Raw genomic sequence first — 24,773 nt, forward strand, 5'->3', positions numbered from 1 at the left:
TCTAGGAGGACCAAGGTCTTGGCCAATAATTACGACGTGATCATCATTGGTTCGGGCCCTGGCGGCTACGTCACCGCCGTTCGCTCCGCCCAGCTTGGTTTCAAGACTGCAATCGTCGAGCGAGAACACCTCGGTGGTATCTGCCTCAATTGGGGTTGCATTCCGACCAAAGCGCTGCTGCGTTCGGCCGAAATCTTTCATTACGGCCAGCACGCCAAGGACTATGGCCTGACCATCGAAGGCAAGATTTCTGCAGATGTCAAAGCCGTCGTCCAGCGCTCGCGCGGCGTCTCCGCCCGTCTCAATGCCGGCATTGGCTTTCTGATGAAGAAGAACAAGGTCGATGTGATCTGGGGTGAAGCCAAGTTGTCCAAGCCTGGCGAGATCGTTGTCGCCAAGACGTCAAAGAAGCCTATGGAACCGCAAAATCCACTACCGAAAAATGCGCTGGGCGAAGGTACTTATACGGCTAAGCATATTATCCTTGCGACCGGTGCCCGTCCGCGCGCGCTGCCCGGCATCGAGCCGGATGGTAAGCTGATCTGGACTTATTTCGAGGCCATGGTGCCACCGGAAATGCCGAAATCCCTGGTTGTCATGGGATCCGGCGCCATTGGAATCGAATTTGCCTCCTTCTATCGGACCATGGGTGCCGAGGTGACAGTCGTCGAGCTGCTGCCGACCGTCATGCCTATCGAGGACGCAGAAATCTCAGCCTTTGCCCGCAAGCAATTCGAAAAGCAGGGCATGAAGATCATTACGGACGCCAAGGTGACGAAGGTCGAGAAAGCCGCCAATTCGATTACTGCTCATGTCGAGACTAAGGATGGCAAGGTGGACAAGATCACGGCGGAACGCCTGATTTCCGCTGTCGGTGTTCAAGGCAATATCGAAAATCTTGGACTGGAGGCTTTGGGCGTAAAGACCGACCGCGGGTGCATCGTGACTGACGGCTACGGCAAGACCAACGTGCCGGGCATCTATGCAATCGGCGATGTTGCCGGTCCGCCCATGCTGGCGCACAAGGCGGAGCATGAAGGCGTGATCTGCGTCGAGAAGATCGCCAATGTTCCGGGCGTCCATGCCCTGGAAAAGGACAAGATTCCGGGTTGCACCTATTGCCAGCCTCAGGTTGCTTCGGTTGGTCTGACCGAGGCGAGGGCAAAGGAGGGTGGTCGCGAGATTCGCGTCGGCCGTTTCCCGTTCGCGGCGAACGGCAAGGCGATCGCACTTGGTGAAGATCAGGGTCTCATCAAGACCATCTTCGACAAGAAGACGGGCCAGTTGATCGGCGCCCATATGGTCGGTGCAGAAGTCACGGAATTGATCCAGGGATTCGTCGTCGCCATGAATCTCGAAACGACTGAAGAAGAATTGATGCATACGGTCTTCCCGCACCCAACCTTGTCAGAAATGATGAAGGAAAGCGTGCTGGATGCTTACGGCCGGGTGTTGAACGCCTGATCGCGAAAGGATTTTGGATTCATTGGTCACGATCAAGGACGGCAGACCCTGGATCAGCTTGTCATGGCTGATCCTCAAATGGTCGACGCTCATCGGTCTCTTGCTCGGGTTTGTGCCGTCCACCTTGAGTCTGGTTTCCGGTAACACCATATCGATCAATGGAATAGCGATTGGCGGTTGGACGGGTGTGTGGATAGTGACCTTTGCCTGCGGGTTGGGTGGTTTTCTTTTCGGTGCTATATGGGCTCTGGTGTTACGCGCCATTGCAATCGCATCAGGGCGCTAGCGAGGGGAGAAACAGATGGATCAGCCAGTCGGTATCATGGGCATGCCCGGTGTCGGGTTCTTTGGAATGCTGGTAATTGGCTTCATTGCCGGTTATATCGCCGAAAAGGCAATGAAGCGTGATCACGGTCTTCTCACCAACATTCTTGTCGGCATAGCCGGTTCCTTTGTCGGTGGCACGCTGGCAGGACTGTTGAACTTCAATTTCTATGGATTTCTTGGAAATCTGATCGTTGCGACGGCGGGCGCAATCCTCATTCTTTGGGTCTTTGGCAGGACCAGGGCCGCAAGCTAGGCCACAAGCTAGGATACACTATGGTAACGGTACTCGACACGATCGATCAAAAGCGGCGCCTTCGTCATCCCGAGAAGGCGCATCGCCCGGATTCGGAGATTCTCAAGAAACCGGACTGGATCAGGGTCAAGGCCCCCGTGTCAAAAGGCTATTCGGAAACACGGGACATTGTGCGGTCGCACAATCTGGTCACTGTGTGCGAAGAAGCCGGTTGTCCCAATATTGGCGAATGCTGGGACAAAAAGCACGCAACGTTCATGATCATGGGCGAAATTTGTACGCGCGCCTGTGCCTTCTGCAACGTGGCGACGGGACTGCCGACTGCACTTGATCGGGAAGAGCCGGAAAATGTCGGCAAGGCAGTCCTGAAGATGGGCTTGTCGCATGTGGTTATCACTTCCGTCGATCGCGACGATCTTGCGGATGGCGGGGCCCAGCATTTCGCCGAGGTGATCCACGCGATCCGCCGCATTTCGCCCGGAACCACTATCGAGATCCTGACGCCTGATTTCCTGCGCAAGGAAGGTGCCCTTGAGATTGTTGTTGCTGCCCGCCCTGATGTGTTCAACCACAATCTCGAAACTGTGCCCTCTAATTATCTGAAGGTCCGCCCAGGTGCCCGCTACTTCCATTCCATCCGGCTGTTGCAGCGCGTGAAAGAGATCGATCCAACGATTTTCACCAAGTCGGGCATCATGGTCGGCCTTGGCGAAGAGCGGAATGAAGTGCTGCAGTTGATGGACGATTTGCGGTCTGCCGATGTGGACTTCATGACCATCGGCCAGTACCTGCAGCCGACACGGAAGCACCACCCCGTGCTTAACTACGTGACGCCGGATGAATTCAAGTCTTATGCGACGATTGCCAAGACCAAGGGTTTCCTGGTCGTTGCTTCGAGCCCGCTGACACGTTCGTCGCACCATGCCGGTGAAGACTTTGCCAAGCTGAGGGCGGCACGCGAGGCGCTGCACGCAAGCCGTACCTGATCGATGCCGAAATTTGAAACGATCCGTCCTGTTGTCCATCGGGCCGAGCAGATGTTCGATCTGGTCGCTGATGTCGAAAGCTATCCGCAATTCCTGCCAATGTGCGAAAGCCTGAAAGTGCGTTCCCGCAAGGAAAGCCACGGCAAGACCTTGCTGATTGCTGACATGACCGTTGGTTACAAACTGATACGCGAGACCTTCACCAGTCAGGTATTGTTGAAGCCCGAAGAAAAAGTCATCTTGACCAAATATATCGATGGGCCGTTCCGCTATCTCGACAACCGTTGGCAGTTCGTTCCCGATGTCAATCCGGAACATTCCACCGTGAAATTTTACATCGACTACGAATTCAAGAGCCGCACGCTCGGTTTTCTCATGGGCTCTATGTTCGACATCGCGTTTCGGAAATTCACTGAGGCGTTTGAAAAACGCGCCGACGCGATCTATGGCAAAGGCGAGAAATCGCCCGTAGTCTGAAGGATAATTCTGATATGGAACACGAAAACCCGGAGTATCAGCTTCATATCGGCACGCCCTCTGTCGAGGATTATCGGCGTTTGCGTGAAATCGCCGGAATGAGCCTCAAGAGCCAGGAAGCTGCAGAAAAGGGCCTGCCCAATACGATCTATGCGGCAACCATTCGCCATCAGGAGGACACCGTCGCCATGGGCCGTGTCGTTGGTGACAATGGCTGTTTCTATCAGATTGTGGATATCGCCGTTGATCCCGCCCACCAGGGTAAGGGCTTGGGCAAGATCATCGTTTCGAGCCTCATTGATTTTGTGCAAACCGAGGCGCCTGACAGCGCCTATGTCAGTCTGATCGCAGACGGTCCCGCCAAATATCTCTATGCAAAGTTCGGATTTGAGCCGGTTGCGCCAGAGTCAATCGGCATGGCCTTTCGGGTTCAGCGATCCTAGACCCGCCAGGATCCAATCGAGTGCCTTATTGACGGCGGCTTGCCGTATCGACGCGCGTCCGTGATCGTCAAATATATGGCGTATCGCCATTGGCGGCTTTCCCTTGACGGCCAGCCCAAACCAGACGAGGCCAACCGGCTTCGTGTCCGAGCCACCGCCGGGTCCGGCAATTCCCGTGACTGAGACAGCAATTCCGGCGCGCGAATGGGAGAGGGCGCCTGCAGCCATGGCAAGCGCAACTTCCTCTGATACCGCGCCATGTGCGGCTATCAGTTCGAGCGGGACGCCGAGCATTTCGTGCTTGGCCTCGTTGGAATAAGTGACAAAACCACGATCAACGACATCGGATGAACCGCCAATATCCGTAAGAGAAGCTGCGATCATACCTCCGGTGCAGGACTCGGCAGTTGCAAGCAGAACACCTTTGCGCCGGCAAGCTTCAAGCACCGCTATTGCCTTGGCTTCTGCAATAAGACCGCTCATTCCGGCAATCCTCCGGGATAGATGACGGAAGCTGTGGCAATCGCGGCGATGCCTTCCTTACGGCCAATGAATCCGAGCTTTTCATTGGTAGTGGCCTTAACTGAAATACGATCAGGCGTAATGCCCAGCATCTTCGATAATGCAGCAGTCATCGCTTCACGATGCGGGCCGACTTTCGGCGCTTCGCAGATCAGTGTGATGTCTGCGTTGGCAATCCGGCCGCCGGCCTCTTTGACGATCTTCACCGCATGTTCCACGAATATATGCGAGGCGGCGCCTTTCCACTGCGGATCGGACGGTGGAAAATGTGTGCCTATATCGCCCGCACCGCGCGTCGCCAGCAAGGCATCTGTCAGCGCATGCAACGCCACGTCCGCATCGGAATGTCCGGAAAGCTTGCAATCATGTTCGATGAAGACACCGGCAAGCATCACGCCGTTGCCCGGCTCGAATGCATGCACGTCATAGCCGTTTCCTGTGCGCACATCCGGATAGGCGGAAAGCTTCTGTGACAGACGATCATCGGCCATATCGATATCCTTTGCCCAGGTCAATTTCGTGTTATCGGCCGATCCTTCGACGATCCGCACCGGTAAGCCATGCCATTCGGCAATAGCCGAATCGTCGGTGAAATCGGAGCGACCGGCGGCGAACGCCGCGTCGTGCGCAGTGAGGATCGGCAAATAGGGGAAGGCTTGCGGCGTCTGTGCAGCATAGAGGCCGGCGCGCGGCACTGTCGCGCTGACCATTGCATCATTCCCCGCCGCCTTCAACGTATCCGAGACAGCAAGAACCGGCAGGACGCCAATGTGCGGTGTCAGATTGAAAATGACCCGCTCCAGAAGGTCAGCCGAAATGAAGGGACGCACGCCATCGTGAATCAGCACGTGGTCAGGCATCATGTCCTTGAGCGCCAGAAGTCCGAGGCGGGTTGATTCCTGGCGGGTCGGTCCGCCTGTTACCGAAGTAATGCTAGCGGCAAAGTCTCCGGTGGCTTGGGCAAACAGTGCCTCGTCTTCCTTATGGATGACAACGACGACACGATCGACCAGCGGACAATCGAGGAACGCACGAAGCGTGTGCGCCAAAACGGCCTCTCCGCCAATCTTGCGGTATTGCTTTGGTCCTTCAACGCTTTGGCCCGCGCGCTCTCCGCGCCCAGCCGCCACAATGACGGCGGCTACCCGCATTTTCTTGTCATCAGTCTTAACCGGCACGCTTCTCTCCGTGATGTCGAACTGCGTTACCCTTTGCCAAGCCGAAAGACCAGAGGTTTGAGTCGAAAGGAGGTCGAAATCCGGTCAGGGAACGACGCTCTTTGCCTTGCGAAGAGGCACGATCCTGTCTAAAGGATAGGCTATTGTAAAATTGCATACGAAACAGGCAGACCAAGCGTGATCGAACTGAAGGAACCATTGGAAGTAGGCGGTGTGCTTTTGCGCAACCGCGTATTTCTGGCGCCTATGTCGGGTGTTTCCGACCTGCCATTTCGCCAATTGGCTTGGCAGGCCGGTGCTGGAATGGTCGTCTCCGAAATGGTTGCCAGCGCCGAGCTCTGTACGCGTGAACGCGGAAATCTGTTGCGTCTGAAAGGCGATGGGCTTGGCACGCATGTCGTGCAGATTGCAGGACGTGAAGCCAGGTGGATGGCGGAAGCTGCGCGCATTGCCGAAGGCGAGGGCGCACATATCATCGATATCAACATGGGTTGTCCAGCCAAGAAGGTGACCGGCGGCCTGTCCGGTTCGGCGCTGATGCGCGACCTCGATCATGCCCTGATGCTGATCGAGGCGACGATCGGAGCTGTCAGCGTTCCGGTGACACTGAAAATGCGGCTTGGCTGGGATGATGACACAATCAACGCGCCTGAACTTGCTGCCCGGGCAGAGCAGGCAGGTGTGCAGATGGTCACGGTTCACGGCCGGACCCGCTGCCAGTTCTACGAAGGCAAGGCCGATTGGAACGCCATTCGGGCTGTCAAGAATGTGGTCTCGATTCCACTTGTCGCCAATGGCGATGTGTTGAACCGGCAGGATGCGGTTTCGATTCTCGAAGCGTCGGGCGCCGATGCCTTGATGGTCGGGCGTGGCTCCTACGGTCAGCCCTGGTTGCCGGGAACTATCGTCGACGGAGTCGGGCAGGATGCCAGTGACATGATCGCCGACTATGCGGTCGCGCACTACGAAGCCATGCTTGTGCATTATGGCGAGCCCACCGGCATTCGTCATGCCCGCAAGCACCTCGGCTGGTATCTGGAAATGCATGGTGTCGGTATCAGTCCTGCCGAGCGGGGTTCGATCATGACGGAAACGAATCCGCGTCAGGTGGCAAGGCGTCTCCACGCTGCGCTGTCTCGACCGAATGCCGATGAAATGAAAAAGGTAGCGTAATGACAGCGTCAGACAAATTCGTGCTGGAAGACCGGTTGGCAGGCATCGTCCTGAACTCCATCCGACATCCGGTGATCATGCTCGATGACGCAGGTTATATTTCCTACGCCAATGCCGACGCCGAAGCGTTTTTCCGGTCCAGTGCCAGCATTTTGAGCCGCAACACGCTCGATATGCTCCTGCCGTTCGGCAGCCCGCTGCTCGCACTTGTCAAACAGGTGCGTGAAAGCCCGTCTCCAGTAAACGAGTACCGTGTCGACGTCTCGTCGCCGCGACTTGGTCAGGACCGTATTGTCGATCTCTACGTGACGCCGGTAAGCGAGTCACCCGGTTCGATCGTTATCCTGTTCAAGGAACGGTCCATGGCCGAAAAGCTCGACCGCCAAATGACGCATCGTGGTGCGGCACGTTCCGTGACTGGTCTTGCATCCATGCTGGCTCATGAGATCAAGAACCCGCTGTCCGGCATTCGCGGCGCTGCACAATTGCTTGAGACCGGCCTGAACGACGATGACCGCGCCCTGACACGGCTGATCACCGATGAGACTGACCGGATCGTGTCGCTCGTCGATCGAATGGAAGTTTTCTCGGACGAACGCCCCATTGAGCGCGAAGCAGTAAATATCCACGTGGTCCTCGATCACGTCAAAGCCATCGCCAAGAATGGCTTTGCCAGCCATATCAAATTCCATGAGGATTACGATCCGTCTCTACCCTATGTCTTCGCCAATCGCGATCAACTTGTTCAGATTTTCCTCAATCTCGTGAAGAACGCGGCCGAGTCGATCGGCGCGAATGAATCGGGCGAAATCACGCTCTCGACAGCATTCCGGCCAGGCATCCGCCTTTCGGTTCCGGGTATGCGCAATCGCGTCTCTCTGCCGCTTGAGTTTACGGTCCAGGATACGGGCGCTGGCGTATCGCCCGATATCATGCCCCACCTGTTCGATCCCTTCGTGACGACAAAGCCCAATGGTTCAGGGCTTGGTCTTGCGCTCGTTGCCAAAATTGTCGGTGACCATGGCGGCGTCATCGAATGCGATTCCGTGCCGCGGAAGACGACGTTCAGAATTCTCATGCCTGCCTGGCAGAGCGGTCCGCTTGATGACGACCATGCGGACGAAAATCCATACTCCAAGAAAGCGGGATCCTGATCATGAGTTTGGGCAGCATTCTCGTCGCGGATGACGACGCGGCAATCAGAACAGTTCTCAATCAGGCGCTTTCCCGTGCTGGCTATGACGTCCGGATCACTTCCAATGCAGCCACTTTGTGGCGCTGGATATCGGCGGGCGATGGCGATCTGGTAATCACCGATGTGGTGATGCCTGACGAAAATGCCTTCGATCTTTTGCCACGCATCAAGAAATCACGCCCCGACCTTCCTGTCATCGTCATGAGTGCGCAGAACACCTTCATGACCGCCATCCGCGCGTCGGAAGCAGGCGCCTATGAATATTTGCCCAAGCCGTTCGACCTGACAGAACTCGTCAGCATCGTTGGCCGTGCACTGTCGGAGCCCAAGAAAAAGCCCGAAAAGTGGGCTGCCGACGAACAACCGGACACGATGCCGCTCGTGGGGCGTTCACCCGCAATGCAGGACATCTATCGTGTTCTTGCCCGCATGATGCAGACAGACCTGACGGTCATGATCTCCGGTGAATCCGGTACAGGCAAGGAACTCGTCGCACGGGCGCTGCATGAATATGGACGGCGGCGCAAGGGACCGTTCGTCGCCATCAACATGGCCGCAATCCCACGCGATCTGATCGAATCCGAGCTGTTTGGCCACGAGCGCGGCGCCTTCACCGGCGCCCAGAACCGGTCGAGCGGTCGCTTTGAACAGGCAGACGGCGGTACGCTGTTCCTCGATGAGATCGGCGACATGCCGATGGAGGCGCAGACCCGGCTCCTGCGCGTGCTGCAGCAGGGCGAATACATGACCGTTGGCGGCCGTACGCCGATCAAGACCGACGTGCGCATCGTCGCCGCGACCAACAAGGATCTGCGTACCCTGATCAATCAGGGGCTGTTTCGCGAAGATCTCTATTACCGCCTCAATGTGGTGCCGCTGCGTTTGCCGCCATTGCGCGAGCGCGGCGAGGATATCCCTGATCTCGTCCGGCACTTCTTCAAGATGGCGGCGAAGGATGGACTGCCTGAAAAGCGCATCACGGCCGACGGCCTTGATCTCATGCGGCGCTATCCATGGGCCGGCAATGTGCGCGAGCTTGAAAATCTCGTCCGGCGCCTGGCCGCGCTTTATCCGCAGGAGGAGATCAACGCGGAAGTCATCGAAGCCGAACTGAAAGCCGATCTGCGGCCAAGCGAGCCCTCCTCGAATGCTATGGCGAACGAAGATATCACCATTGCCCAAGCTGTCGAACTCAACATGCAGCGCTACTTCCTGTCTTATGGGGACGACCTGCCACCGGCGGGCCTTTATCAGCGCGTACTTGAGGATGTTGAGTATCCTTTGATACTTTCCTGTCTCACGGCTACGCACGGAAATCAGATCAAGGCGGCTGAATTGCTCGGGCTCAACCGCAATACACTGCGTAAGAAAATTCGCGAACTGGGTGTCAATATCTACAAAAACACCAAGAGCGACCGATAGCGCGGTTCTCGTCGATCCATTAGGGAATTGTTAAGCAACGTCTGTCGCCTTGGCGTTCTTGTTCAATATCCATAAATGATAAAATTGTAACGAGTGGAATATCGGCTTCTTAAGAGGAGTATGCGCAGAGTAATCATCAGAAATCCCGTGAATTATAGGCAAACGGCAGGGTGTCGTATTGCGGTCAGATCATACGGAGGTGAATGGTGTTTAGTTTTGCGGAACGTTTAGTATTGTTTAACCAATACGAAATCTTGAAGAAGCTTGATCCAGAGAAGTCCAGTCTCTACGAACGTCACCAGGAAGTCGTGGAAAAGGGGTTGGAAAGCCTCTACGAAGACCTTGGAATTTCCAACACTACCGTGAGCGAGGAGGCGGCTCAGGAAGTCGCCGACATTCTTCTGCTGTTCCGGGCAATCAAGGCTTCCAGCAATGGTATAAGCAACAACATTGCTGACAAGACGAAATTCGTCGGCTTTGGACCAACTCAATCAAGCGGGCATTTTTCCTATGCTGATTTTCTGAGCAAGATACTTAAATTTCCGCAGGAAATCTCAAAGAGCGCAGACAATCGACCGGAGCTTCAGCTGGAAAGATATCGCACGATGCTGAAGCGGTGGGACGAAATCGGAAGAAAGCGCGAGCTGTCTGCTGATCAGATCGAACATCTGGTCGCCTAGCTTCTCCGTAACATTGCATCATTGACCGTGGCTGCACTTACCGCGCCACGGTCACAATATTGATGAAAATCAGCCCAGCTTGCCGAGGTAATCGAGTTTACCGACCTGAACGCCATTGTGTCGCAGGATATTTTGAGCTGTCGTGGCGTGGAAGTAGAAGTTCGGCAGGGCGAATTTCAAAATGTATTCCGCACCACTCAATGTGACTTTCAGACCGCCGGAGCTCAACGTGACCTCCTTGTCGTCACTGCCATTGAGTGCCGACGGATCCACACTTTCCAGAAATGCGACGGTCTTGGCAATGCGCTCGCGCAGTTCGGAAAAGCTGGCCTCCTCATCGGGAAATTTCGGCACTTCGATCGTTGTAAGGCGGCCGATCGTAGCCTTCGACGTATCGCTCGCACGCTGGATCTGACCTGAAAATGGCAGCATATCCGGCGCAAGGCGCGCATTGAAGAGCACTGCGGGATTGATTTTCTTCTCCGCTCCGAATGCCTCTGCCTTGTCTACCAACGATGAAAGAACCGAGAAGCCGCGAACAAATGCCGGGACTGATATTTTGTGCATGGAGAGGGACATGGTTGTGCTCCTTAAAGCATTGGCGGATTTGCAAAGTTCGTGGTCCGAATGAGGCAGATCAGGAATGATATTCCAACATTCATCAGCGCTACTCGCAAATACGCCGCCGCCACGCTTTTTCAAGGGCAGCGTGTTCGGTTCATCGGATATTTGTCTGAACTGACTAGTGAGTTTGGCGTTTTGTGGTTGGGACTTTTCAGCAAGCCTGGCGTGTCGGCCCATTATTCAGATCATTCGAATTTGGGGCTCATGCAAGACTGTCAGGTTGCTGTCTGCGTGCACAATGCGGTTGCGCCCCTGGCTTTTGGCGGCATAAAGACATTTGTCCGCTGCAATCAGCGCTGCTTCCAGTGATTGCCCCGGTTCGTGGATCGATATCCCGACACTCACCGTCACGTCGAGATCAGCGATTAGCAGATGTTTCGAAATATCCCGAACGCCGGTAAGAATTTTATGTGACAGCCAATCGGCTTTCCCAAGATCGGCGTTGCTGAGGAAAATAGCGAACTCCTCGCCGCCAAACCGAGCGGCGAAATCCCACTCGCCGATAGTGAAACGAATAAGGCTGCCTATTTCCTGGAGTACACTGTCTCCAACCGCGTGTCCGTAGCGATCGTTGATTGACTTGAAATGATCGGCGTCGATGTAGAGAACTGCATCAGCGCTCTTCTCAGGGTCGCACAATACGATTTGCCGCTGCGCCTGCAGGTAGAATTCGTTGCGGTTGCCAAGGCCAGTAAGGCCGTCCTTGCGGGATGCCACATCGAGCTGTATCGCCGCCTGTTTCAACCGGAAATTGAGGCCGATGAGGAACGCGCCAAGCGGAACGCTTACAATCACGACGATGAGCGTTGTGGCAACCAAGACAGTCGCGATCTGATCGAGACCGATGACTAGGAAGAAGCCCGTTGCCAGGGCGTTCGATGCAACGACTGCCATGCCGACCATGATCGTGATTTGTTGCATCGGGGCATAATCGCCAAACTTGGCTGTCCAGAAATCGTAGGTCGTCATTGCGTCCGCCGAGTGTATTGTTACCGGGATAACAATACACCGGAAAGCCATGAAGAAAGCTCTTTGCGAATATTGTAAATTTTAACTGTTATTGAGTTGGTGTACTTTGATTGGCTAAAGCAGTGTCCCAACCAAGCAAATCCAAGCTTTTGTAGGCCAACGCTTGGCTGAACTACTCAGAATGTGACTCGCGTGATGATTTTTGCCCGGCGTTGCACAGGAACGGGCGGTGTTTCTGGGGGCAGGCGGAAACTGCGCCTGGCAATTAGTCGGGATGAACCTGGGATTGCTGCTTCGGCCGCTGCTACGTCCTTGGGTTTAACGATCAAATCTTTGCAAGCGCCGCGTTTATCCCAAAGTCCCTTGGCGATAACACTGCCAACCGCTGTCGTGATCGCACCTCCCGCAACATCGTTCGGCTGTACGCGTTCCGCCTCTACCAATCCCCGAATTGCTTCGCCCAGAATTTCGGATGAATCGTCGAATGTTACATCCCGTACCTGGTCGAAGCGCGGGTTGTTTTCACCGTCGACGATGCAGTGACGCGCTGTAAAGATCCAGTCATGGATCATGTATGCCGGTGCGTATCCCCAAGGGGACAATCCTTTGAATACTTGGGCGATTTTGGGGATGGACCCCCCATCCGTATACATTAGTCCAGGACGGATAACTGAGCCCGGTTGTCGGGGATCGGAACGGCGGAATATGAGAGGATCGTTGGGGTCGGGGACAAACAAGAAGTTTCCATCCCCGCTTGATCCACCTTCATCGACCCACATGACGAAAAGGCTGCCGCTGAAGCTTCCCGGAGGAAGTTTGGAGTAGTCGACGGAGGCGCAAGCACTCAGAGCGACAATTGATCCTAGCCAGACGATGACCCGAATAAACATAGGCTGCTCCCCGTGTCTCCTCGCTGCGGATCAATGGCGATCCCTTCTTCGATATTCCGTCTGTATACGCAAATTTTGACTTACGACTCTTCGATCAAGCCATCTCCATCACCACAAGCGCTCCCCCTCTCATGCAATGCCGCCGCAATTTGCCCGGCGGTTACCCTTTCACGCATTGTCGGTTTAGTTCCCCGTTCGATGCTGTCGCGAAATTCGCGACTTATTTCGCGGTTGGCAGCCACAGCTGCAATGAGATCAGGATCGCGCATGCCCCGGTTGAAGAACATCATGACTGTCCGTGCCAGGCGGTTGGCGCGTGGGTCGGTTTTGGGTGACCTCTTCAGCAAAGCGGAGGCCTGCGCGTAGGCATGTTCCATTATCCGCAAATCTGCCGGCGAATAAGTCAGCTGATCCGACCGTGAAAAAGGCATGGTTCCCCCAAAAGTCCAGCCACCGCGTCACGTAATCAGATGAACATGCTTTTTTCAACGAATATCTCAGGGGCCGAGAAGCGGAGGGACGTTCAACTCTTGGCGGAACCATTCGCGAAGCGTTTCAATGTCGGTGCGGGTGCCGATCCCGGGCGCGCAAGCAAAATGATAGATGTCACCGCTCAGGGTTTGGCGAAAGGGCTGGACCAGCAGTCCGGAGGCGAGGGCATCTGTTGCCAGTACCAAACTGACAATTGCCACACCCTGTCCGGCTATGGCGGCCTGCATGGCATGCATGCTGTTGGAGAAGCGCAGCCCGACGGTGGTGTTTACGCCGCTGATAGCCGCTTCCGAACACCATCTAGGCCAGTCCGGTAGCGGCAGTGGTGCGGTGCGGCCATCGACATGGATAAGTTCGACGCGGCGAATGTCTTCGAGGTCAGTAATATCTAACCGGGGACTGCACACTGGGGCAAACGTATCAATCTTGAGCGGCGTTGCCTCGACACCCGCGAATGGCCCCTTGCCATAGCGTATGGCCATATCGATCTCGCCCGGATGCAATTTGACGATCGTCTCGGAAGCATGCAAGTGCAGATCGAGTTCCGGTAGAATACGTCGGATTTCTGCCAGGCGCGGGACGAGCCAATGGCTGAGGAAGGCTGTCGTCGCTGAAAGCGTCAAAGCCTTGGAGTTTTCGACTTCGCGAAGCCGGGCGACCGATCGGCGGATTTCGCCGAAACCAGATACGGTCGCTTCATAGAGTTCCTTGCCCTTTGGTGTGAGACTTACGTTGCGCGGTGTCCGATCCAGCACCCGCACCCCCAGATACTCTTCAAGCTGACGGATCTGATGACTGATGGCGGTAGGCGTGACGAAAAGTTCTGCCGCCGCCGCTTTGAAGCTACTGAGGCGGGCGGTTGCCTCGAAAGCGCGAAGAGCCGTAAGGGGCGGGATATCCGATCCTGTCATGATGAATCCATTTCATCTAAAACATGAGAAATACGACTTTGCTATCGCGTTGTCACCAGCATATTCTTGGGGACATCAGTGATATGAATTCATCTCAGAAAAAGGCGCTCAGCATGGTCAATCTCATCTCCGGCATGATCGACGTTTTTGCCGACGCGCCCTTGAACGGCAACCCTCTCGCTGTAGTGGAAGGAGCAGATCATCTTGAAGATGATGTGCTTCGTCGTATCGCACGTGAGTTCAATCAGTCTGAAACAACGTTTATTCTGAAAAGCGATCGTGCGGACTGGAGGCTCAGGTCATTCACCGCGAGCGGGGCAGAAGTTTTCGGTGCCGGCCACAATGCGCTCGGTGCCTGGTTGTGGCTTGGATATGACGGTCAGCTTGGTGATCTGAATACACCGAAAGCATTCCAGCAAGAGATAGGGAACGACATATTGTCGATAACGGTCGAAGCGCGCGACGGCCGCATCCATGGCCGGATGAAGCAATCGCCATTGAAACTGTCAGCTCCACTAACTCGTCTTGATTCCCTGTCGGGAGCTCTTGGGCTGGGCATTGCTGACCTTCTCCCGGACCCAGCCCCACGTGCCGCTGACACTGGCGCCGCTCATCTCATGGTCCGTGCGCGCGACCGGCAAACCGTCGATCGCGCCGAACCCTTGGCAGAAAAACTGATCCAGGTGCTCGGTCCCGCAGGTGCCGAAGGGTGCTATGTCTATGCGTTCGAAACGGCCGATCCGACAACCGCTTACGCGCGCTTTTTCAACCCCGCAATGGGCCTTTGGGAAGACTCGGCCACTGGAACCGCGGCAGGCCCCCTGTGTGCATATTTGGGCTCGATGGGTCTGCTGACAAACGGGAATAAACTCCTGATTGAACAGGGCACCCGGATGGGCCGGCAAAGTTTTCTGCAGGTAAGACTTGATCCTGACCCGGAACTTTCCGGCTCAGGTGTGGTGGTGTTTCGCGGCACGCTGCATCTGTGATGAAATGCGCGGAAAATGGATAGCCACGGAACGTTAAAAGGGAGTCTAGATCATGCAAGGAGAGCGCATCTTTTCGGGATCGCCTTACGAGGACAAAGCGGGTTATGCGCGCGCTGCTGTTGCCAACGGTTGGATATTTGTGTCAGGAACAACGGGTTTCGACGCAGAGACAAAAGAGTTTCCGGCGGATGTCGAAGCTCAATGCGAGAACTGTTTTCGCAATATCGAAATCGCCCTCGGAAAGGCGGGAGCGACACTCAAGGACCTTGTTCGCGTGCAGATTTTCGTTGCAAGTCAGGAAGAATTCGAGCGGATTATCCCGATCATCCGAAAGCATTGCTACGAAGCCCGGCCTGCCAATACAACCGTCTTCGCGCAGCTCGTTGCGCCACACATGCGCGTCGAGATTGAAGCTATTGCGATGGCTCCCGCTGCGTAATTCCAATTGGTTATGCAAATATGCTGGTAAGCGTTCAAAAAGAGGGCTTGAGTCACGCTGACGTAACGCGCAGCTACATAATCTAATTAAGTGATCGCAGGTTCAACGCATGAAGACAATAAAAAGCATTCACGCATGTGTACGAGCAAGCGGGCAGCAGTGGGGGACCTAAGCCGGAAATTCTATAGTCAGTTGAGTTAGGATAGGGCTTAGCACTGTGGATACGGGATGACGTCTAAAAGAATTTAAAAACACAGGCGAATGCCCTTCTAAGACGCGCTCTACGGAGCGCGTTTTGTTTTTAGCCAGAAACCCATATCGTCAAATCGCCGCTGGTATTTCCGGTCGCGGGGCGAATTTCATTGTCGCGCGCCGGTGTCCGCCTGGCCAAGTAAACTTGACCCGGACACGAACTTGCTTACCTTGTCGGTTGAAAAGGATGCTTGGACTTTGGGAGGAGACCATGGCAACGCGGCACGAGGGCTTGCACGCCGAACATATCCAGTCCGCTTTGACCGGGAGTGCCGCTGCCCAATCCGCACTGGTGGCATCCTGGGGTCGGTCAATGCGTCTCTACGGTTTGAACCCCGAGCAGGGTTCTCCTCCAAACGTACTCACTGACCGCGAATTGAAAGATGCGCGCGAGCGGCTGGGATCGTTGATCGCAACGGCAAAGTCGACGCTGGACCGCCTTTATTCCGCTGTCGGTGGTGCGGGCTGCTGTGTCCTGCTGGCTGACAAGGATGGCGTTCCGGTTGATCGTCGCGGCTACGAAGGAGATGACGCGACATTCTGCAAGATCGGTCTTTGGACCGGAGCAGTGTGGAGCGAAGAAAGTGAGGGTACGAACGGTATCGGGACGGCACTTGCCGAACAGCGGGCACTGACGATCCACCGCGACCAGCATTTCCGAAGCAAGAATACTACGCTCTCCTGCACTGTTGCCCCGATATTCGATCACCGCGGACGTCTGATGGCGGCGATTGATGTTTCTTCGGCCCGATCCGATCTGACCGAAGAGTTTGTCAAGCTGATTGCTGTCGCGGTCGTAGATGCAGCCCGCCGTGTGGAAGCTGAAAATTTCCGCCTCGCTTTCCCGAAAGCGCGCATTGTTATGGCGCAGCTCGGATTCGACGTATGCAACGATCGGGCTGCCAGCGCACTTATCGCAGTGGATGAAGATGATCTGGTCATCGGTGCGTCCAGAACTGCACGCCACTTCCTGGGATTGACCGACGATACATTGAGCAAACCTCTTCCTGCGGCCAACTTGTTGGGCCAGCATGTCGATGCCGAACGGGAACTGGCCGCCGCTGAACGCAGCGTGATCCGCCGCGTGCTGGCAAGCGCGGGAGGCAACATCTCGGTCGCGGCTGGGATCATGGGCATGGGCCGCGCAACCCTCCACCGCAAGCTAAAGAAGCTCGGCATTCACTGACAGACGTCGGCGCTTGCTCAATCATGTCCCCGATTGTCTCAAAAGTGAGACACTGTCACGGCCTTGTTCATTGGCACCTGATGACAGCGGCAGTGCTAACCGCGATCCTTCTCCCAGATGCCGCAGGAGGCGGTATCGAAAAATCGCGCCGTTCCAAGCCTGTACCGATAGGAGGGGATAGCGCCAGGGAGGGTCATCCATGAACAAGGTAGAATTCAACCGCACTATCAAACCCAACTTCAAAAAGCGCTATGGCAATTTCATCGGCGGAAAGTTCGTCGAGCCGAAGTCCGGCCGCTATTTTGAAAATACATCGCCTGTGAACGGCCAGGTTCTTTGTGAAATCGCCAGATCCGATGCGAGCGATGTCGATGCGGCGCTTGACGCTGCTCATGCCGCCAAGGAAGCCTGGGGCCGCACAAGCCCGGCGGAACGCAGCGTCATCCTTAACAAGATCGCGCAGGTCATGGAAGACAACCTGACGCTGCTGGCTCAGGCCGAAACCTGGGACAATGGCAAGCCTATACGTGAAACGACAGCTGCCGACTTGCCCCTTGCGATTGATCACTTTCGCTATTTCGCTGGCGTAATCCGCGCTCAGGAAGGTGGAATCTCCGAGATCGACCACGATACCGTCGCTTACCATTTTCACGAGCCGCTTGGTGTCGTCGGCCAGATTATTCCCTGGAATTTCCCCATTCTGATGGCCGTGTGGAAACTGGCTCCAGCACTGGCTGCAGGAAACTGCGTCGTTCTGAAACCGGCCGAACAGACGCCGGCCTCAATTCTCGTTCTGGCAGAACTGATTGGTGATCTTTTGCCGCCCGGCGTTTTGAACATCGTCAACGGCTTTGGACTGGAAGCCGGGAAGCCGCTTGCATCAAGCCCACGAATTGCCAAGATTGCTTTTACCGGAGAAACGACCACTGGCCGCCTGATCATGCAATATGCAAGCCAGAACCTCATCCCGGTAACACTCGAACTCGGCGGCAAGTCGCCGAATATATTCTTCAAGGACGTAACCGCCGAGGATGACGATTTCTTCGACAAGGCAATCGAAGGATTTGTCATGTTCGCGCTCAACCAAGGTGAAGTCTGTACCTGCCCGAGCCGCGCGCTCATTCATGAATCCATCTACGACAAGTTCATGGAAAAGGCGCTAAAGCGTGTCGAAGCGATTGTGCAGGGAGACCCGCTCGATCCCGCAACGATGATCGGTGCGCAGGCATCCAGCGAACAGCTCGAGAAGATTCTCTCCTACATGGACATTGGCAGGCAGGAAGGTGCCGAGGTGCTCACAGGCGGCGAGCGCAATGTTCTGGCCGGCGATCTGGCGGGCGGATATTACGTCAAGCCGACCGTATTCAAAGGGCACAACCGCATGCGAATCTTCCAGGAAGAGATCTTCGGCCCCGTGGTCTCGGTGACAACCTTTAAGGACAATGACGAGGCGCTATCGATCGCCAACGACACACTCTACGGATTGGGCGCGGGCATTTGGAGTCGTGACGCCAACACGTGTTACCGCTTTGGCCGGGCTATTCAGGCTGGGCGTGTCTGGACCAACTGCTACCATGCCTATCCAGCTCACGCTGCATTTGGTGGTTACAAGCAGTCTGGTATCGGTCGTGAAAATCATCTGAAGATGCTGGATCATTATCAGCAGACCAAGAATATGCTTGTCAGCTACAGCCCTAAGAAGCTCGGCTTTTTCTGATTGTCCTGATCAGAATCGACGATCTATGGCGCTGTCGCAGCGCCATAGACGGCCCATTTGGAGGAACATCATTGGAAGACAAAGTCAGTGCGACGCCTGCTGCGCTCCAGCTCATAACAACGCTGCAATCTGAATATGGTCCGATCCTGTTTCACCAGTCGGGCGGCTGCTGTGATGGATCTTCGCCCATGTGTTACGCACAGGGCGATTTCATTATCGGAGATCAGGATGTTCGGTTGGGCGAAATCGGTGGCGCACCTGTTTACATCAGCGCTTCCCAATATGATGTCTGGAAGCACACCAATCTGATCATCGATGTCGTACCCGGCCGTGGCGGCATGTTCTCACTCGATAATGGCCGCGAAGTGAGGTTCCTGACGCGTTCGAAGATTTGTGCGGTCCCCAACCAATAATCGCAATTCGATTTTCATATGCCTTGAAAATCAACGACCGGTTCTGGCGGATATCAGCCTAGTGTTCTGCCCAAAACATTTGCCACAGCGCCAGACGCATCCGCCAGAGCCTGAAGCGTGGGCCGATCGCCAGACGTGAGAGGGTGGCCCATCCACCAACAACGGTTTGTGCCCACGACTCCGCGCACCTTTTTGGCAAGCCGGTATTGTCAGTTGTAGGATGATATGTATAGGTTAACGAAACTTCCCTTCTGACTAGCGGGCCACGATGGTAAAGAGACGCTCTCCCGTGATTGGCACAGTACAGGCCTTGCCACATCGCGTTGCTGCTATCCTCGGCAAGGAGATATCGTCCGGCGAGCTGCCGCCGGGCGCGCGCTTACCAACTGAACAACAGCTAACCGAGAAATTCGGAGTTAGCAGAAATGTCATCCGCGAGGCGATCGCCCAGTTGCGTGCCGACGGAATGATCGAGGCACGCCAGGGTATCGGCGCGTTCGTCCTCGGGCCGGAGCAGCGAGCCTCCATTCGTATCGATGGCGACGCTTTGAAGAACGTCAACAATATGGAGCGCCTTTTTGAGTTGCGCTGCATTCTCGAGGTCGAGGCGGCGGCGCTCGCTGCGGCACGGCGCGATGCCTCCAATCTGGAAGCCATCAGTGCAGCACTCGATCGTATGAGCGGCGAGGAACGGTGGGAGGAGGGGAGTATCGATGCGGACCTTGCCTTTCACCGCGAGATCGCGCGGGCGACCGGCAATGACTACATCCATACTTTTATTTCATTCGTGTGCGAACAGATCCGCCGTTCAATCGAATATGCAAGGGTGACAAATCCCCTGCAGGACTTGATCGAGATCAATGTCGGCGAGCACGTTCGCATCTACGAGGCCTTGGTCAAAGGCGACCCGGAAGCGGCGGGCAACGCCATGCGGGCGCATATCGTCGGAGCCGCTCAAAGGGTCGGGGTAACGCTGCCGCTCAAGGATAATGCAGTCCATCAATCGGCCAACAGGAATTGAGATCATGAACTTTGGGCAGAAGGTCAAGATAAAGGACGTCTGTTTGCTGGTCGAGGACATCGAGCGGACGGTGGATTTTTACGTCAACAAGCTTGGCTTCAAGATGCGTCGTCGCGCAGAAGGGTTTGCAGATTTTCACAATGATGGCGTGATACTGGCCGCGTGGGAGCTCGGCCATATCAATGCCCACACGGGCGTTTCCAACCGCACGAGCCCGCGAGGAGCGCACAAGGTCTGTATCGCTGTGGAACTTGGATCGCCTGACGAAGTGGACGGGTATTACAAGTCGCTGACGGCCAGCGGCGTACCGTTCTACGGCGAGCCCGCCGATTACATCTGGAACGCACGCTGCGCCTATTTCACCGATCCTGACGACACGCTTTGGGAGCTCTACGCCTGGCTGGACGGAGGGCCGGGTGACTACCACGAAGAACACGCAAAATAGCCAAGCGAGGGCTAATCGAAAAGTCAGCTCGCAAGCATCCTAGAACAATAAACAGGAGCAAAACAATGAGTGGGAACAATATCGAATTCAATCGCCGATCTTTCCTCCAGACAGGATTGGCAGGACTGGCCGCATTTTCACCTGGTATCCAACTTGTTATGTCGAGCGATGCCAAGGCGGCTGGCAAGGTGGTTATCCAGTATGACTGGCTGATCTCGAATGGCCAGATTGGTGACGTTATCGCCCTTGAAAATGGATACTTCAAGGAGGCAGGACTCGAAGTCGAGTTCAGTCCGGGCGGCCCCAATGCATCGACAGTGCCGCCTGTCGTGTCCGGTTCGGCTCTGGTTGGCCAGTTTTCAGAAACGCCGCAACTGTTCAGTGCAAGGGCCAATGGTGTGCCAGTCAAACTGATAGCCTGCGGCTATCGAACGGGGCCGTATGCGTTCACGTCGAAGCCGTCAAAGCCACTGCGTTCAGTTGCTGACCTGAAGGGCCTGCGTCTTGGTGTACAGCCCACAGCCCGCTTTGTTATCGACGCCATTGCGGCCAAGAACAACATCGACATTAATGAACTGACAATCGTGAATGTGGGCTTCGACAAGACGCCGCTTATGCGCGGCGATGTTGACGCGATTGGGGGCTGGATCACCAATACGCAGGCGCTGAGTGTCGTCGGTGCCGATCGAATTGACCTCCTTGTTCGTGACATGGGCCTTCAATCCTACGCGGATGCCTATTTCGCAACTGACAGCGCCATCGAAAGCGATCCTGAGACCTTGGCGCGTTTCATCGGTGCCATAGGCAAGGGGTGGGGATGGACACATGCCAATCCGCAGGATGCTGTTGGCAAATTGGTCTCCGCTCATCCCGAACTCGACAAGGAATGGGAACTGAAGACGATCGATCTGGTGCTTAAACTCAGTTTCGATGCAAACACAGCCAAAGACGGTTGGGGTACCTTCGATCCGAAAGCACTGGACGAACAATTGGCACTGCTCGACAAGATCGGACAATACCCGAACGGACGTCCTGCGCTCGAAGATGTCTACACGCCGAAGATACTTGAGCTGTCGGCGGCTGATCGACCCAAGCTGAATGCTCCTGGCGCATGAAGAACGAGCATTCGATGCCTCTCGCAATCGAGGCAAGGAAGCTGGATATCGGTTACCGGGGCGAGCACCACGATGTGAAAGTCCTGTCCGGTCTCGATCTGGAGGTCGAGGCCGGGAGGCTGCTGTGCATTCTTGGGCCTTCCGGCTGCGGTAAATCCACGTTCCTGCGGGTGATCGCCGATCTCCTCGATCCACTTGATGGAAAGATCAATGTCTTGGGCGAGACACCACATGCGATACGCAGCCGGCGTGACGTCGGTTTCGTCTTTCAGGATGCGGCACTTCTGCCATGGCGAACAGTGCGTGAAAACGTTTGCCTTCCCCTCATCGTCGGACAGAACAGCCTCACGCGTGAAGTAGCGGACAAAACGGACGAGCTTCTCGCCATGATGGGACTTGCCGCGTTTGTCGACCGCTATCCGCACCAACTTTCTGGCGGCCAACGCCAACGTGTCGCCATTGCGCGAGCCCTGCTCGGTGAGCCCCGGGTTCTACTCATGGATGAGCCTTTCGGTGCGCTCGACGAGATCACGCGCGATCGTCTCAACGACGAACTGCTCAACCTGTGGAGGCGCACCGGAACGACCATTCTTTTCGTTACGCATTCCATAGCGGAGGCCGTCTATCTCGGCGAACATGTGATTGTATTGGCAGCCAATCCGGGGCGTCTGGTCGCCAATACCGATCTCCGACCGATCAAGGCGTCAGGCAATCGCTGTTCGCGCGAGGATCCCGCCATCATCGCCAAAATGGCAGAACTGCGTCAGGCACTGGAGAGGGCTTCGTGATCGAACTGAACAAGCCGCTCCCTGTGATGACCAGGACGCTCCTCCCAATTTTCGGCGTGGCTTCCATTCTGGTGGCGTGGCAATTTCTGCTGCCGCTCGCAGGCGTACCGGCCTACATTGTCCCGACCCCCACGGCGATTGCGGGCGTATTCTCCAAGAATGGGTCGCTCCTGTTTGCCAATCTCTGGCCAACGGTCGTCGAGGCACTGGCAGGCTTTGTCATCGGCAATATGGCGGCGGTCCTGCTCGCGGTGATTTTTGTCCACAGCCGCGTTCTACAGGCCGCTTATTTCCCGGTCGTGCTCTTCTTCAACACAATTCCGATTCTCGCACTCTCACCGATCATCATTCTTATCTTTGGACTTGGAATGACACCCAAAATCGTCATTGCGGCGGTGATCTGCTTCTTCCCGACCCTGGTCAACATGATCCGGGGTCTCAGTTCGGCAAGTTCCAACGAATACGAACTCTTCCATGTGCTTTCGGCAACGCGGTGGGAGACATTCTGGCGGCTGCGCTTACCCCGGTCCTTGCCAATGCTGTTTGCTTCCTTGAGAATCGCCTCGGCTACCGCGGTTATCGGCGCTATCGTCGGTGAGTGGATAGGTTCGGACAAAGGACTCGGTGCGCTGATCATCCAGGCGACGTTCAACTATCAATCGGACCGCCTTTATGCAGCGATTGTGTTGTCGTCGGCTCTTTCGATTATCCTGTTCATGATTGTTGCCTTCTTCGAACGCAGGCTCGTCCGCTACTGACGTAGTGAAACTTTAAGTTCTGCGTTATCTTGTTTGTGCAACTATCGAAGCTAAATAGGTTTTTCATGTTCGATCTCAAAATCACCGATGCAACTCTACCGGATGGCCGCAGAAACATTGATATCGGCGTGAAATCCGGCCGGATCGTTGCCGTCGAACCCAAGCTGGACGGCGACGCGGGCGAGACGATCGATGCCGGTGGGTTGCTTGTGTCGCCGCCCTTTGTTGATTGTCATTTCCATATGGACGCAACCCTGTCGGTTGGACAGCCGCGTTTCAATGAAAGCGGCCGGCTGCTTGACGGTATCCAGATTTGGGGCGAACTGAAGCCGCTTCTCACCCATGAAGCCGTCATCGAACGTGCGTTACGCTATTGCGATCTGGCGGTCGCGCAAGGCCTGCTTGCGATACGCACCCATGTGGATGTCTGTGATGAACGCTTGTTGGGTGTTGAGGCATTGCTTGAGGTCAAGAAACAGGTCTCACCCTACATTGATCTGCAACTCGTCGCTTTTCCGCAAGACGGCTATTACCGCTACCCGGGTGCCGTTGATCTGCTGAAACGCGCGCTCGATCTGGGTGTGGATGTGGTGGGCGGCATCCCGCATTTCGAACGAACCATGGCTGATGGCACGGCGAGCGTGAAAGCACTGTGCGAGATTGCGGCGGAACGCGGTCTGATGATCGATTTGCATTGCGACGAAACCGATGATCCCCTGTCACGCCATATTGAGACGCTGGCTTCCGAGACCCTGCGCCTTGGCCTCGGCGGACGTTCGACAGGCTCGCATCTGACGTCGATGCATTCGATGGACAATTACTATGTCAGCAAGCTTCTACCGCTGATTGCGGAAGCTGGTGTTGCAGCCATTGCCAATCCGCTGATCAATATCGGCATCCAGGGCCGCCACGACACCTACCCGAAGCGCCGGGGGATGACACGGGTTCCGGAACTCCTGGCTCATGGGGTTACGGTGGCGTTCGGCCATGATTGCGTGATGGACCCATGGTATTCGCTGGGGCAGGGTGACATGCTGGACGTTGCGAGCATGAGCCTGCACGTGGCGCAGATGACAAGCCGCAGTGCCATGCGTCAATGCTTTGCCGCTGTGACAACCGAACCCGCCAAAATCCTCAATCTCGAAGGCTACGGCCTCGATGTCGGATGCAAGGCGGATATGGTCCTGCTGCAAGCCGCCGACACGATTGAAGCAATCCGCCTGAAGGCGACTCGTCTCGCTGTGATCAAGGCTGGCAAGGTTATCGCCAGGACGCCATATCGAATCTGCAGCCTGGAACTTGCCGGGCGCCCCGCAAATCTTGATTCAGCAAGTTACGCACCGAAACTGAGTTAGCAAGTATGAGTGCGTGATGTCGTCGTGGCTTGTGCCTCGGTCAGGGCACATCTCACGCCGTTTCAGCCAAGAATCTTGGCTATCCACAGAAGATTGAAATGGCTCAACAAAGCGAAGATGCCAACACAAATCAGGTTCCAAACCTATCGGAAGTTGCGCGGCACGCTGCAGATTGAGCAAATATCCAATCATTTGATGAGGTTGGTGCTGATATATCGTCTAATCAGCCAATATGCAGCAGTGGGTGATTAGGGAAAGATGGAAGGCTACCAGCCAATTTAGCGTAACC

Annotated in this window: 28 protein-coding genes; 21 read left to right on the forward strand and 7 right to left on the reverse strand. The window is 55.6% G+C overall.

Annotated features, from left to right (window positions below):
* Window positions 1-18 precede the first annotated feature (18 nt).
* The 6 genes from lpdA to BLM14_RS08555 are packed head-to-tail and all read left to right on the forward strand — an operon-like array spanning window position 19 to window position 3,950.
* Window positions 19-1,464, forward strand: a complete 1,446-nt coding sequence (gene lpdA / locus BLM14_RS08530) for a dihydrolipoyl dehydrogenase (protein WP_099998978.1) — start codon at window positions 19-21, stop codon at window positions 1,462-1,464.
* A gap of 13 nt (window positions 1,465-1,477) precedes the next feature.
* Window positions 1,478-1,750, forward strand: coding sequence for a hypothetical protein (locus BLM14_RS08535; RefSeq protein ID WP_099998979.1), 273 nt, complete (start codon window positions 1,478-1,480; stop codon window positions 1,748-1,750).
* A gap of 15 nt (window positions 1,751-1,765) precedes the next feature.
* Complete coding sequence (locus tag BLM14_RS08540) at window positions 1,766-2,044, forward strand: GlsB/YeaQ/YmgE family stress response membrane protein (RefSeq protein ID WP_099998980.1); 279 nt, start codon at window positions 1,766-1,768, stop codon at window positions 2,042-2,044.
* Window positions 2,045-2,064: 20 nt separating this feature from the next.
* Window positions 2,065-3,030 carry a lipoyl synthase gene (gene lipA, locus BLM14_RS08545; protein ID WP_099998981.1) on the forward strand — a complete coding sequence of 322 codons (966 nt, stop codon included), beginning with the start codon at window positions 2,065-2,067 and terminating at the stop codon, window positions 3,028-3,030.
* A gap of 3 nt (window positions 3,031-3,033) precedes the next feature.
* Window positions 3,034-3,507 (forward strand): type II toxin-antitoxin system RatA family toxin, encoded by a 474-nt coding sequence (locus BLM14_RS08550; protein WP_099998982.1) that lies wholly within the window; start codon window positions 3,034-3,036, stop codon window positions 3,505-3,507.
* 14 nt (window positions 3,508-3,521) lie between these two features.
* Window positions 3,522-3,950 (forward strand): GNAT family N-acetyltransferase, encoded by a 429-nt coding sequence (locus BLM14_RS08555; RefSeq protein WP_099998983.1) that lies wholly within the window; start codon window positions 3,522-3,524, stop codon window positions 3,948-3,950.
* Here BLM14_RS08555 and BLM14_RS08560 read toward each other — a convergent pair.
* Window positions 3,915-4,433: a CinA family protein gene (locus BLM14_RS08560; RefSeq protein ID WP_099998984.1), complete on the reverse strand. Its 519-nt coding sequence runs from the start codon at window positions 4,431-4,433 to the stop codon at window positions 3,915-3,917. The two genes, BLM14_RS08555 and BLM14_RS08560, sit on opposite strands and share 36 nt — an antisense overlap.
* On the reverse strand, window positions 4,430-5,623 hold the full coding sequence (locus BLM14_RS08565) for a bifunctional 2-C-methyl-D-erythritol 4-phosphate cytidylyltransferase/2-C-methyl-D-erythritol 2,4-cyclodiphosphate synthase (protein WP_100001130.1): 1,194 nt from the start codon (window positions 5,621-5,623) through the stop codon (window positions 4,430-4,432). Before BLM14_RS08565 ends, BLM14_RS08560 begins: the two co-directional genes overlap by 4 nt.
* A 204-nt stretch (window positions 5,624-5,827) precedes the next feature.
* Between BLM14_RS08565 and dusB the strand changes: the two genes are divergently transcribed.
* From dusB to BLM14_RS08585, 4 genes are all read left to right on the forward strand, one after another.
* Complete coding sequence (gene dusB, locus BLM14_RS08570; protein WP_099998985.1) at window positions 5,828-6,823, forward strand: tRNA dihydrouridine synthase DusB; 996 nt, start codon at window positions 5,828-5,830, stop codon at window positions 6,821-6,823.
* Complete coding sequence (locus BLM14_RS08575) at window positions 6,823-7,977, forward strand: two-component system sensor histidine kinase NtrB (protein ID WP_099998986.1); 1,155 nt, start codon at window positions 6,823-6,825, stop codon at window positions 7,975-7,977. The genes dusB and BLM14_RS08575 overlap by 1 nt, the downstream gene beginning before the upstream one ends.
* 2 nt (window positions 7,978-7,979) lie before the next feature.
* Window positions 7,980-9,440 carry a nitrogen regulation protein NR(I) gene (gene ntrC, locus BLM14_RS08580; RefSeq protein WP_099998987.1) on the forward strand — a complete coding sequence of 487 codons (1,461 nt, stop codon included), beginning with the start codon at window positions 7,980-7,982 and terminating at the stop codon, window positions 9,438-9,440.
* Between the two features lie 206 nt (window positions 9,441-9,646).
* Window positions 9,647-10,120 carry a YfbU family protein gene (locus BLM14_RS08585; RefSeq protein WP_157929502.1) on the forward strand — a complete coding sequence of 158 codons (474 nt, stop codon included), beginning with the start codon at window positions 9,647-9,649 and terminating at the stop codon, window positions 10,118-10,120.
* Between the two features lie 69 nt (window positions 10,121-10,189).
* On the opposite strand, the gene BLM14_RS08590 is transcribed toward BLM14_RS08585, so the two are convergent.
* From BLM14_RS08590 to BLM14_RS08610, 5 genes are all read right to left on the reverse strand, one after another.
* Entirely contained in the window at window positions 10,190-10,699 is a 510-nt protein-coding gene (locus tag BLM14_RS08590; RefSeq protein ID WP_099998989.1) for a DUF1993 domain-containing protein, read from the reverse strand.
* Between the two features lie 225 nt (window positions 10,700-10,924).
* The gene (locus BLM14_RS08595; protein WP_099998990.1) at window positions 10,925-11,713 is read right to left on the reverse strand and encodes a GGDEF domain-containing protein; all 789 of its coding nucleotides are present in this window, start codon (window positions 11,711-11,713) and stop codon (window positions 10,925-10,927) included.
* A gap of 176 nt (window positions 11,714-11,889) precedes the next feature.
* Entirely contained in the window at window positions 11,890-12,603 is a 714-nt protein-coding gene (locus BLM14_RS30970) for a hypothetical protein (RefSeq protein ID WP_133123879.1), read from the reverse strand.
* 80 nt (window positions 12,604-12,683) lie between these two features.
* Entirely contained in the window at window positions 12,684-12,893 is a 210-nt protein-coding gene (locus tag BLM14_RS08605; RefSeq protein WP_133123878.1) for a hypothetical protein, read from the reverse strand.
* A 207-nt stretch (window positions 12,894-13,100) separates the two neighbouring features.
* A complete protein-coding gene (locus tag BLM14_RS08610; RefSeq protein ID WP_099998993.1) occupies window positions 13,101-14,006 on the reverse strand; it encodes a LysR substrate-binding domain-containing protein in 906 nt (301 codons plus the stop codon).
* A gap of 83 nt (window positions 14,007-14,089) precedes the next feature.
* Between BLM14_RS08610 and BLM14_RS08615 the strand changes: the two genes are divergently transcribed.
* The 11 genes from BLM14_RS08615 (at window position 14,090) to BLM14_RS08665 (ending at window position 24,484) form a co-directional block, all read left to right on the forward strand.
* Window positions 14,090-14,995 carry a PhzF family phenazine biosynthesis protein gene (locus BLM14_RS08615; protein ID WP_237143497.1) on the forward strand — a complete coding sequence of 302 codons (906 nt, stop codon included), beginning with the start codon at window positions 14,090-14,092 and terminating at the stop codon, window positions 14,993-14,995.
* A gap of 52 nt (window positions 14,996-15,047) precedes the next feature.
* The gene (locus BLM14_RS08620) at window positions 15,048-15,434 is read left to right on the forward strand and encodes a RidA family protein (RefSeq protein ID WP_099998994.1); all 387 of its coding nucleotides are present in this window, start codon (window positions 15,048-15,050) and stop codon (window positions 15,432-15,434) included.
* A 463-nt stretch (window positions 15,435-15,897) separates the two neighbouring features.
* Complete coding sequence (locus tag BLM14_RS08625) at window positions 15,898-16,872, forward strand: GAF domain-containing protein (protein WP_099998995.1); 975 nt, start codon at window positions 15,898-15,900, stop codon at window positions 16,870-16,872.
* Between the two features lie 199 nt (window positions 16,873-17,071).
* The gene (gene adh / locus BLM14_RS08630; RefSeq protein ID WP_099998996.1) at window positions 17,072-18,589 is read left to right on the forward strand and encodes an aldehyde dehydrogenase; all 1,518 of its coding nucleotides are present in this window, start codon (window positions 17,072-17,074) and stop codon (window positions 18,587-18,589) included.
* Between the two features lie 71 nt (window positions 18,590-18,660).
* The gene (locus BLM14_RS08635) at window positions 18,661-19,002 is read left to right on the forward strand and encodes a DUF779 domain-containing protein (protein WP_099998997.1); all 342 of its coding nucleotides are present in this window, start codon (window positions 18,661-18,663) and stop codon (window positions 19,000-19,002) included.
* Window positions 19,003-19,270: 268 nt separating this feature from the next.
* Window positions 19,271-20,023: a FadR/GntR family transcriptional regulator gene (locus tag BLM14_RS08640; RefSeq protein WP_099998998.1), complete on the forward strand. Its 753-nt coding sequence runs from the start codon at window positions 19,271-19,273 to the stop codon at window positions 20,021-20,023.
* A gap of 4 nt (window positions 20,024-20,027) precedes the next feature.
* On the forward strand, window positions 20,028-20,468 hold the full coding sequence (locus tag BLM14_RS08645; protein ID WP_099998999.1) for a VOC family protein: 441 nt from the start codon (window positions 20,028-20,030) through the stop codon (window positions 20,466-20,468).
* Between the two features lie 65 nt (window positions 20,469-20,533).
* Window positions 20,534-21,583, forward strand: coding sequence for an ABC transporter substrate-binding protein (locus BLM14_RS08650; RefSeq protein WP_099999000.1), 1,050 nt, complete (start codon window positions 20,534-20,536; stop codon window positions 21,581-21,583).
* 14 nt (window positions 21,584-21,597) lie between these two features.
* Window positions 21,598-22,371, forward strand: coding sequence for an ABC transporter ATP-binding protein (locus BLM14_RS08655; RefSeq protein WP_100001134.1), 774 nt, complete (start codon window positions 21,598-21,600; stop codon window positions 22,369-22,371).
* A gap of 26 nt (window positions 22,372-22,397) precedes the next feature.
* Window positions 22,398-23,129 carry an ABC transporter permease gene (locus BLM14_RS08660; protein WP_100001136.1) on the forward strand — a complete coding sequence of 244 codons (732 nt, stop codon included), beginning with the start codon at window positions 22,398-22,400 and terminating at the stop codon, window positions 23,127-23,129.
* A 65-nt stretch (window positions 23,130-23,194) separates the two neighbouring features.
* Window positions 23,195-24,484 carry an amidohydrolase family protein gene (locus tag BLM14_RS08665; RefSeq protein ID WP_099999001.1) on the forward strand — a complete coding sequence of 430 codons (1,290 nt, stop codon included), beginning with the start codon at window positions 23,195-23,197 and terminating at the stop codon, window positions 24,482-24,484.
* The last annotated feature ends 289 nt before the right edge of the window (window positions 24,485-24,773 follow it).

Origin of the sequence: Phyllobacterium zundukense (assembly GCF_002764115.1) — a bacterium.
Lineage (GTDB): Bacteria > Pseudomonadota > Alphaproteobacteria > Rhizobiales > Rhizobiaceae > Phyllobacterium > Phyllobacterium zundukense.